At 71.0% G+C, this 9,721-nt stretch carries 6 protein-coding genes and 1 tRNA gene; 5 read left to right on the top strand and 2 right to left on the bottom strand.

All coding sequences use genetic code 11. From position 1 onward, the window contains the following. Positions 1-1,231 precede the first annotated feature (1,231 nt). On the bottom strand, positions 1,232-1,918 hold the full coding sequence (locus C3488_RS32165; protein WP_103844408.1) for a hypothetical protein: 687 nt from the start codon (positions 1,916-1,918) through the stop codon (positions 1,232-1,234). Positions 1,919-2,543: 625 nt separating this feature from the next. On the opposite strand from C3488_RS32165, the gene C3488_RS32160 reads away from it, so the two are divergent. Further along, positions 2,544-2,936, top strand: a complete 393-nt coding sequence (locus tag C3488_RS32160) for a hypothetical protein (RefSeq protein WP_103844407.1) — start codon at positions 2,544-2,546, stop codon at positions 2,934-2,936. 275 nt (positions 2,937-3,211) lie between these two features. Here C3488_RS32160 and C3488_RS32155 read toward each other — a convergent pair. After that, positions 3,212-3,284: transfer RNA gene (locus C3488_RS32155), tRNA-Arg, on the bottom strand. 304 nt (positions 3,285-3,588) lie between these two features. On the opposite strand from C3488_RS32155, the gene C3488_RS32150 reads away from it, so the two are divergent. The 4 genes from C3488_RS32150 (at position 3,589) to C3488_RS32135 (ending at position 9,713) form a co-directional block, all read left to right on the top strand. Next, positions 3,589-5,196 (top strand): dynamin family protein, encoded by a 1,608-nt coding sequence (locus C3488_RS32150; RefSeq protein ID WP_181139282.1) that lies wholly within the window; start codon positions 3,589-3,591, stop codon positions 5,194-5,196. A gap of 80 nt (positions 5,197-5,276) precedes the next feature. Beyond that, positions 5,277-7,232: a YfjP family GTPase gene (locus tag C3488_RS32145; protein ID WP_103844405.1), complete on the top strand. Its 1,956-nt coding sequence runs from the start codon at positions 5,277-5,279 to the stop codon at positions 7,230-7,232. A gap of 297 nt (positions 7,233-7,529) precedes the next feature. Then, positions 7,530-8,021 carry a single-stranded DNA-binding protein gene (locus C3488_RS32140; protein WP_103844404.1) on the top strand — a complete coding sequence of 164 codons (492 nt, stop codon included), beginning with the start codon at positions 7,530-7,532 and terminating at the stop codon, positions 8,019-8,021. Positions 8,022-8,306: 285 nt separating this feature from the next. Then, a complete protein-coding gene (locus C3488_RS32135; protein ID WP_103844403.1) occupies positions 8,307-9,713 on the top strand; it encodes a thioester domain-containing protein in 1,407 nt (468 codons plus the stop codon). Positions 9,714-9,721: the final 8 nt, after the last annotated feature.

Below are 9,721 nucleotides of genomic sequence, written 5' to 3'. Positions count from 1 at the left end.
TCTCCTCGCCGAGGCCCGTGTGGCACACCGAGTTGAGAAGTGGACCCGTTCACGGGAACCGGACCTCCACAAGATCTGGGCCAAGCGCGTTCACGTCCTTGAGCGGGAACTCGAAAGACGTAGGGGGCTGGCTCAGAGGGGGTGGTGAGACCTGGCCTTGTGGCCTCATCCTTATCAGGTCGATCCCGCGGGGTCGGCAACGTCGGCCAACCCGCCGGTCTCGTTGGCTGATCGCCCGTTGTCATTCGACGTTGATCGGCGCTGTCCGCACCTGTTGGTGTCAGCCGACACACTCCCTCTTGACAGATCTGCTCTGCTGCCAGTTCTTGTGGAAGTGTTCAGACGCTCCAGCCACCTGCCAGTCCAGCTCGCCACCTTGGCCTCTGCAATGATCTCATTGGGCTGTGTTAGCCGTGATCCGCCTCGGACGGCCCACAGACGGCCCAGCCGCAGTGATCTCGGGGAGGGGGACGATCAGGTGGAATCGAGCCCTGCACGGCCTGCTCCGCCACGGCGTCGACTCGTCCTGTACGCCACCAGCTGGTTCCTGGTTGCCTTGTTCATGCTCGGCGGATCTGTTGCATGGGGCGCCCTCGACTGGGCTGCCGCTCTTGGCACAGGCGCGGCCACTGGAACGCTGCAGATCGATCGATGCGAGACGAGATCTGGTTCGAGGGGTGTGCTGACGCGAGTCTGCCTGGGCGTCTTCCGCTCAGACACTGGTGAGCTCGATGAACACGCAGACGTGCAGTCCAAGAGCCAGGTCGGCAGGTCCATACCCGTGACACGGACGCTCCTCGGCGAGTACGTACAACAGGATGGGAAGTCCGCCACTGGAGCAGCAATCCGGACGTTGTTGTTCGCGGCCGGGGCTGCCGGGTGCGGCGTCGCTGCCGGGCGTTACGCGTATCGCTGCTTCAGGTGACGCCCAGCACGTGATCACGGTTGGCGGAGTCTCAATGACGTCCCGGTACCTTCCCCTGGAACGGACATGCCGGGGCAGCCCCCTCTGGGGCGCCGCTCACCGCTGGCTCACCCCAGAACGATCATTCCGGCCAGTGTGATGATGATTCCTGGGACTGCCCAACGCCAATCGGTGGTGCCCGGACTACGTCTGTTCTTCCAGGCGCCGGTCTCGTGGTCCCATACCGCTCGGCGAGACATGTATATGAGTCCGAGGCCGACGCAGAATGTGATCCAACCCAGGGCAGCTCGCATGGCGTACTTCTCCTCATCGGGGGCCGCAGTGTAGCGAGCTGGCCAGCCGTGACCCACCCACCTCAACCCACCACCCTCCCCAGCTCCCATCGTGTCTGGCCGCTGACCTGCCGTCACTGACCTGCGACCGCAGCGCCGTTCCCCTCGTGGTGCGGTCCCGCCTGATCTGGCACGCGTTGGCATGGTGCGCGGGAGCCAGCCGTATGGCAGCCGCGGCCTCAGCTGACGTCCCGCCGGTGCTGGCTGCAATGCCCGCGTGGTGCATGGCCGACGCCTTCAGGATGGCGTTGGCTGTCCTGTTGAAGTCCGCGCCATGAATCATGTCGTGGCTCCATGGGGCGAACAGGTAGCGTCGGCGCCCGTCGGTGGACTGGACCGCAAGGTGCGTGACGTTCCCGCTCTTCTTGTTCTCCTCCACCTCGACGGCGATGGACTCGATCTCGTCCCACGACCAGGATCGGCGTCCTAGCAGTCGGGAAGTTCGGATGCCTCGGGCATCTACGACGGTCCTGCCGGAGGCCAGGTTGATGTAGATCAGGTCGATCAGCAGGGTGATCGGTCCGAATGGTCCAGCTCCCCACCACCCATCTCGGTGCCAGTTCGCGATGATCGCAGCGCCGGGCAGAAACGAGAGGCCGATTATCCAGAAGAGAAAGGATCTCCGCTGGCGCCAAGGTACCTGGTAGATGGTGCCTTCCATGCCGGGATGCTATTTCGTGCGGCAGCTGTCCAGGCCACCCGGCCCGTACTGACTGAACCTCGCAGCTGAGCTACCCCCTCCGCCCACCACTCTCCCCAGCTCCCATCCCGTCTGCCGTCGACCCACACACCGTGGAGCGGGCGTGGTCCCTGGCGTCCAGGTGGAGCGCGCCACTGTACGAACGACCTGGATGCCAGGGGCCGCGTCTGCTCGGCTCTGCCTGGGTCGATGGCAGGCGGGATGGGAGCTCCCCGCGCTCGCCACTGTCCGGCCGGCACTCGCGAACGGCGCCCCCTCCATCTCGGACCCTGAGCGCCCCCGCCGGAGGCATGTTCTGACCGTGGCCGCATCTGCGGTGCTCGACTCATGGCCTCCGGGCCCTATCCACAGGTGGGCGCGCGTCGGCGCAGCGCGCGCGGAGCGGGCCGGAGGCAGGAGCGCAGCGCGGAGCGGAGCCGGGAAGCGCGCCCGGCGGAGCGGCAGCGCAGCCGGGTGCTTGATGCGGCAGGGAAAGTCTCACCGGCCTGCGCGGCCACGCGGAACCGACCACCGCTCCTTCCGGTCGCGGGGCTGGTGTCCCAAGTTGTAGACCGGACGTATGGTCCTGCGGCCCCCGGTAGAACCAATGCCGGCGCAGGCCTGTGACCGGTTGCCTCCGCCCGGAGCGCTGCCCGGCGGCTTGGTCTTTCAGCTCAAGTTCGACGGCTACCGCGCCCTGCTTTTCACCCCGAGCCCCGCTCTCGGCTCGACGATTCTCCAGTCCCGTCGGGGCGCCTTCATTCAGGGGCGCTTTGCCGACCTTGGCCAGGCCGCCGGGGATCTGCCCGATGGCCCTCTCCTCGATGGCGAACTGGTCGTGTGGGATGGCGAGCAGCTGTCCTCGAGGCGCTGCAGCGCCGTGCCGCTTCCAGTGGCCGGACAGCCGTACGGCTCTTACGCCTGGAGCCACTTCAGTTCCGTGGTGGAGCCCAAAGAAGTGCTTACAGACAGCGAGGGCGCCGTGCCGGCCGCCGGGTGACCGCACGGTCGGAGCTGCCTGTGCATCTCGGGCCAGCTTCGGGGCGTCGAGAGCGACCCTGGCTCGCGGATACCTCTCCGCCCTGCCTGAACGGCCTGACAGTGCCCGGAGAACTTCTCCGCGTATTCACCGCAGGCACCCGCAGAAACCCGGCGACAGCCGGACAGCGCCGGACTCTCCGCGCGACCACCAGGAGCGGTCCGGCGCTCTTCTGGGTGGACCTGCACCCGCCCTGACCAGCAAAAAGCCCTCCCCGAGGGGAGGGCTGAAACGTGCGCCCCCGGCAGGACTCGAACCTGCGGCCAAGCGCTTAGAAGGCGCCTGCTCTATCCACTGAGCTACGGGGGCCTGTGTGGTGGCGTGTCGTGGGGCCCGGACGGGCTGATCCGTGACCTTGCCGGGGACAAGGATAGGGCTCCCCGGGCCCTTGTCCCTGTTGCTTCGCCTCCGTGGCTCCGTGTGGAGGTTCGGTGAAGCGGTCCGATAATCGCAGGCAGGTGCGAATCGTGCATCGCTTTTGGCGTTCCATGCCCCGGGTGTTGTGCACTCGTTATGCCTGCGTCCCAGTCGCCCCTTCCGTCCCGTGTGTCCTTCGGCGCGCAGACATTGCCATATGCTTCAGAAAGCGTCCAAAATTGGGCATTCTTCGCATGTGGTGACCTTGGACGTACGGCCTCAGCTGCTCGACGCACTCTCCGCCCTGCGCGACCGTGTCGCCGCCGCACGCTTCCCGCTGCCCCTGGCCGGGGCTCCACGCGCGCGTGCGAACCGCGACGAGCTTCTCGCACAGCTCGACGACTATGTGGTGCCCCGGCTGAGAGAGCCTGAAGCGCCCCTGCTGGCGGTCATCGGGGGATCGACGGGGAGCGGCAAGTCGACGCTCGTCAATTCCCTCGTCGGGCGCAAGGTCAGCGAGGCGGGCGTACTGCGGCCCACCACCCGAACGCCCGTCCTGGTCTGCCACCCGGGGGACCATCACTGGTTCAGCCGTATGCGCGTCCTGCCCACCCTTCCGCGCGTGTGGGTGCCCCAGCAGGAGTCCGGCGACGATCCGCGCACCGCCGTCGGCCGCGAGGAGCGGGTGCTGCGTATCGAGACCGCCGACACGCTTCCGCGCGGGCTCGCCCTCCTCGACGCGCCCGACATCGACTCCCTGGTCGCGGGCAACCGGATCCTCGCCGCCGAGCTGATCTGCGCCGCCGACGTCTGGGTCCTGGTCACCACGGCCGCCCGCTACGCCGACGCCGTGCCCTGGCACCTGCTGCGCACCGCCAAGGAGTACCGCGCGACCCTCGTCACCGTGCTCGACCGGGTACCGCACCAGGTCGTGTCCGAGGTGTCGCGGCAGTACGGCGCCCTGCTCACCAAGGCCGGGCTCGGTGACGTCCCCCGGTTCACCGTGCCGGAGCTGCCCGAGTCCGCCTGGGGCGGGGGACTGCTGCCCGCCACGGCCGTCGAGCCGCTGCGCCTGTGGCTCGCGAACCTGGTCCTGGACCCCGCCGCTCGGGAGGCCGCCATGACACGGACGGCCCACGGAGTCCTCGACTCGCTCAGGGCCCGGCTGCCGGAACTGGCCGGCGCCGCCGCCGCCCAGCACGCCGCCGCCCTCCGCCTGACCGCGGCCGTCGACACGGCGTACGACAGCGAGTACGCGCGCGTGCGAGAGCGTCTGGAGTCCGGGGCCGTCCTCGCCGGCGACGCCCTGAAACGCTGGCGCGGCCACCCCGTGGACTGCACCGCCGGGGAACTGCTGGACGCGCTCGTCGACAGCCTCGGCGCCCTGCTGCTGTGCGCGGTCGCAGCCGCCGACGAGCGCGTCGAGGAGGTCTGGCGGCGCGAACCCGCCGCGGCGGCCCCGGAACTGACGCAGCTGGACCCCACGCTGGAGAGCGCCGAGCACCGTATCGGGATGACCGTACGACGCTGGCGGCGCGTCCTGGAGGAGTACTCGGAGGAATCGGTGCGCGACCTCGACAAGAGCGCCGCCCCGGACACCGAGGAGGTGGCGGCCCTCGTCGCCACGGCCCTGCTCGGCGGACGGCGGGCGCGGGCGGCCGGCGAGGGGCTCGCCGAGCGGATCGGTGCACATAGGGCCCTGCGGCTGCGCGACCGCGCCGCGCGGCTGCTCTCGGAGTACCTCGAACGAGCCCTGCGCACGGAACGCGAACGCCGCCTCGCCCCCCTCGACGGCCTCGACGTCCACGCCGAGCCCCAGGCCGAACTGATCGCCGCGCTGTCCGTACTCGAGAAGGAGAGGTGACCGCGGTGACCACCCCCACCGATCACCCCACCCCCACCGATCACCCTGATCACGCCGATCACAGAGATCGTGGTGGTCATATGGATCGCACCAACGCTCACAGCGATCACACCGACACAGCCGGCGAGTACGCGCGCGGGGAGCACGATTCCGCGGCGGAGCCGACCGGCGCGGACACCGGCGTGCCGCACGGCGCCCCGAGGGGCGTGCCGGAGGCGACGCCCCCGACCGGGGGCCCGACGGACGACGACCGGCACGCGCGTGTGCAGCGCGGTGACCCGGCGGCGCACACGGCACATACGGCGCCTGCGGAGTCCCTGACCGTCTGGGACGACGGACTGATCGCCCGCCGCTTGCCCGGTACGGCCGTCCCGCCGGACGGCACCACACCGGGCGAGCCCGGAGACGGGGCCGGGGCCGTACGGCAGCCTGCCCAGCTCGCCTACGACGGGCCCCTGCGCTCCCGGCTTGACGCGCTGCGCGAACTGGTGGGCCTGTCGCGGACCCGGCTGGACAGCCGGACGCTCGCGGAGGCGGGCCGGGTCCTGGACGAGGCGGCCGCGCGCCGCAGGCTCTCCGGCGAGCACACCGTTGTCGCCGTCGCGGGCGCCACCGGCAGCGGGAAGTCGACGCTCTTCAACGCGCTCGCAGGCGTGCCCCTCTCCGAGACCGGGCTGCGCCGGCCGACCACCGCCGCGCCGATCGCGTGCAGTTGGAGCGACGGCACGGGCCCGCTGCTCGACCGCCTGGGTGTTCCGGGGCGGCTGCGCCGACGCCCCCTGCCGAACCCCGACGGCGAGGCACCACTGAGCGGCCTCGTCCTGGTCGACCTGCCCGACCACGACTCCGCGGCCGTGGAGCACCGGCAGCAGGTCGACCGCATCCTGGCCCTCGTGGACGCCGTCATCTGGGTCGTCGACCCGGAGAAGTACGCCGACGCCGTGCTCCACGAGCGCTATCTGCGGCCCCTGGCCGGGCATGCCGAGGTCATGTTCGTCGTCCTCAACCAGATCGACCGGCTCCCCGGGGAGGCCGCCGAGCAGGTGCTCGACGATCTGCGGCGGCTGCTCGACGGGGACGGGATCGCCCTGGGGGAGTACGGCGAGCCGGGCACGACGGTGCTCGCGCTGTCGGCGCTCACCGGCGAGGGCGTGGGCGAACTGCGCGAGGCGCTCGGACAGTTCGTGGCCGAGCGCGGGGCTGCCGCGCGCCGTGTCTCCGCGGACGTGGACGCGGCCGCCGCCCGGCTGAGGCCCGTCTATGCCACCGCGGGCCGCGCCGGGCTCACCGAGGAGACACGCGAGGAGTTCGCGGGGCGGCTCGCGGACGCGGTCGGCGCGACCGCCGCGGGGGAGGCCGCCGAGCGCGCCTGGCTGCGGCACGCCAACCGCGCGTGCGGCACGCCGTGGCTGCGGCTGTGGCGGTGGTACCGGGACCGGCGCGAACCCTCCACGGGACGCCTGCCGGTGCCCGTGTCCCCGGACGAGGAGGCCACCGCGCGGCAGCGCGTGGAGCAGGCCGTGCGGACGGTGGCGGACCGGGCGACGGCCGGGCTGCCGGCGCCCTGGACCCAGGCGGTGCGCGAGGCCGCGGTACGGGGCGCGGAGGGGCTGCCGGAGGCGCTGGACGAGCTGGCGATGCGTACCGCCCTGCCGTCGGGTCGGCCGCCCCGGCCCGGCTGGTGGCGGGTCGCCGTGCTCGCCCAGGCCTCGATGACGCTTCTGCAACTCCTGGGTTCCCTGTGGTTGGTGGGGCAGGTCGTCGGGTTCATGCCGTCGAGCCTCTGGGTGCCGTTGCTGTTGTTGCTGGTCGGCCTGGCCGGTGGTCCGGCCGTCGAGTGGGGCTGCCGGGTGGCGGCACGCGGACCGGCCCGGCGGTACGGGCTCGAGGCGGAACGGCGGCTGAGGGACGCGGCAGCCGCGTGCGGGCGGGCCCGGGTCCTCGATCCGGTGGCGGCGGAACTGCTGCGCTACCGGGAGGTGCGGGAGCAGTACGCGAAGGTGGCGGGGGCCGGGCTGGGGGCGCGGGTGGGGTGAGCGCCGCGCTGGCGTCGCGTCGGTGAGCCGACGGAGGCGCCGGCCAGGCGCGGAAAGGGCGGAGGCACTCGTTCGGGTGGCGGAGTTTTCCACAATCGGGCGGTAGCCCACAGCGCGCAGCGGGCTCGGGCCGACGGAGGCAGTCTGGCTTCGCGGCGATCGCGGACGACGCGGTCGTCGCACGACGGCGGCAGGCCGACAGGGCGTGGCCGCCGCGGCAGACGCTTCCGTGCGGGACAGGCCCGCACGCGTTCCGCTCCGGCCGGCGTACGGCCGGAGTGAGGGAGGGGATTCGACATGAACGAGACGATGGTGTGCGTGGTCGGCAACGTCGCCACACAGCCGGTGTACCGGGAGTCGCCGACGGGACCCACCGCCCGCTTCCGACTGGCGGTGACGGCGCGGTATCTGGACCGCGAGAAGAACGTGTGGACGGACGGGCACACCAACTTCTTCACGGTGTGGGCCCGGCGCTCGCTGGCCACGAACGTGGCCGCGTCGGTGGCGGTGGGGGATCCGCTCGTCGTCCAAGGGCGGTTGAAGGTGCGGACCGAGCAGCGTGACGGGCAGGGCTGGCTGTCGGCGGACCTCGACGCGGCGGCGATCGGCCACGACCTGTCGCGCGGCACGTCGGCCTTCCGGCGGTCGTCCCGGCCTGAGACGCAGACCGGGGGGACGATGCAGCCGGAGCCCAACTGGGAGACGGAACCGACGAGTCGGGTGCCGGAGGAGACACCACCGCGCGAAGGGGCGGAGCAACCCCAGCCGGAGCCAGTCGGAGTGACGTGAAGTCAGCTCACACTGGCATTCGTTCCGGTGCAAGAGGAGCACCCTGCCGCTTATCGCCGCAAGTGTCAGTCGATATCCCGACGCTTCCTGCCCAAAGGGCGATCAGCGCAGCTCACACGCTGTGTGAGCGATAACGATTACGAGTCGGATCGTCCGCTGGTCCACATGATCGGGGAGCGGGGTGCGCGGCGTCCCTAGGATGCCGGGCATAGCTCTCGGGGCTTCTGATTCTGCTGGTGGGACCACACCCCCCACGTCAACGGGTCCTGCTCGAAGGGGAATTCTGTGTTTGCTGCGTTCTCTGCGCCGTCCGCGCGCCGGCGAGGAGCCGCCCGCCTCGCTGCCGCGACGCTGGTGACCGGACTCGTCGCTGCGGGCCCGCTGGCCGCCGCGGGGGCGGCGGCCGCCGACGGCACGCCGCAGAGCGAGGGCGGGGCGTCCGCGACCGTCGGCGGCCTCAAGATCTACGGGGCCGCTGTCGTCCACGACGACGGCACGGACGCACAGGTGTCGGCGGGCCTGTTCGAGATGTCCGTCGACAACGGCGGCACCCTGCAGACCTACGGCGTCGACATCCACAACCCCACGCAGAAGGAGGCCAGGTACCACGAGACGTCCTGGAGCGGCACGTCCCTGCACGGCAACAAGAACGCCGGAAAGATCCGCTGGATCGTGCAGAACTCCTACCCGCAGGTGAACGACCTGGCGCGCCTGGCGGCCACGGCCGGGGCCAAGGGCCTCACCGAGCAGGACGCGGCGGCCGGCACCCAGGTGGCGATCTGGCGCTTCTCCGACGGCGCCGACGTGCGCGCGGTCGATCCGCAGGCCGAGAGACTCGCGGACTACCTGGAGAAGCACGCGCGGAACCTCCCGGAGCCCGCGGCGTCCCTGACCCTCGACCCGCCGGCTGTCGCGGGCCACCCGGGCGAGCGGCTCGGCCCGGTCACGGTGCACACGAACGCGGACAGCGTGACGGTGACTCCGCCGGCGGACGCCGCCACCACCGAAGTGAAGATCGTCGACAAGGGCGGCAAACCGGTCACGGCCGCGGCCGACGGCAGCCGGATCTACTTCCAGGTGCCGAAGACGGCGCAGGACGGTTGGGCAGAGCTGACCGTCCAGGCGTCGACCACCGTGCCGGTCGGCCGGGCGCTCGTCTCCGAGACCCACAGCCAGACGCAGATACTCGCCGGCTCCAGCGAGTCCACCGTCTCGGCCACGACCACGGCGGCCTGGGCCAAGAAGGGCGCCGTACCGGCCCTGTCGGCCGAGAGGGACTGCGCCGGGGGGAGTGTGGACATCACCGCGGTGAACAAGGGCGACAAGGCGTTCACGTTCGATCTGATGGGCGCCGAGCACACGATCCCCGCGGGCGGGTCGCAGAAGGTGGCCATCCCGTTGCAGGAGGACCAGCCCTACGACTTCACGATCAAGGGCCCGGCAGGTTACAGGAAGTGGGTCAAGGGCGTCCTCGACTGCAAGACGGAGACCGCGACGGGCGGCCTGAAGAGCCAGACGCTCAGCGAGCCCAGCCCGGCCGCGGCGGGCGGCATGGCGACGGACACCAACCTCGCCGAAACGGGCACCTCGAACGCCACCCCCCTCATCGCGGGCACGGCGATAGCCCTGGTCGTGGTCGGCGGCGTGGCACTGCTTTTGCTCCGCACGAGGCAGACGGGGACGCAGGACTGACCGGCAGG

Origin of the sequence: Streptomyces sp. Ru72, from assembly GCF_002920635.1 — a bacterium.
In the GTDB taxonomy this organism is placed as follows: domain Bacteria; phylum Actinomycetota; class Actinomycetes; order Streptomycetales; family Streptomycetaceae; genus Streptomyces.
This window is presented reverse-complemented; position numbering and strand designations above follow the sequence as displayed.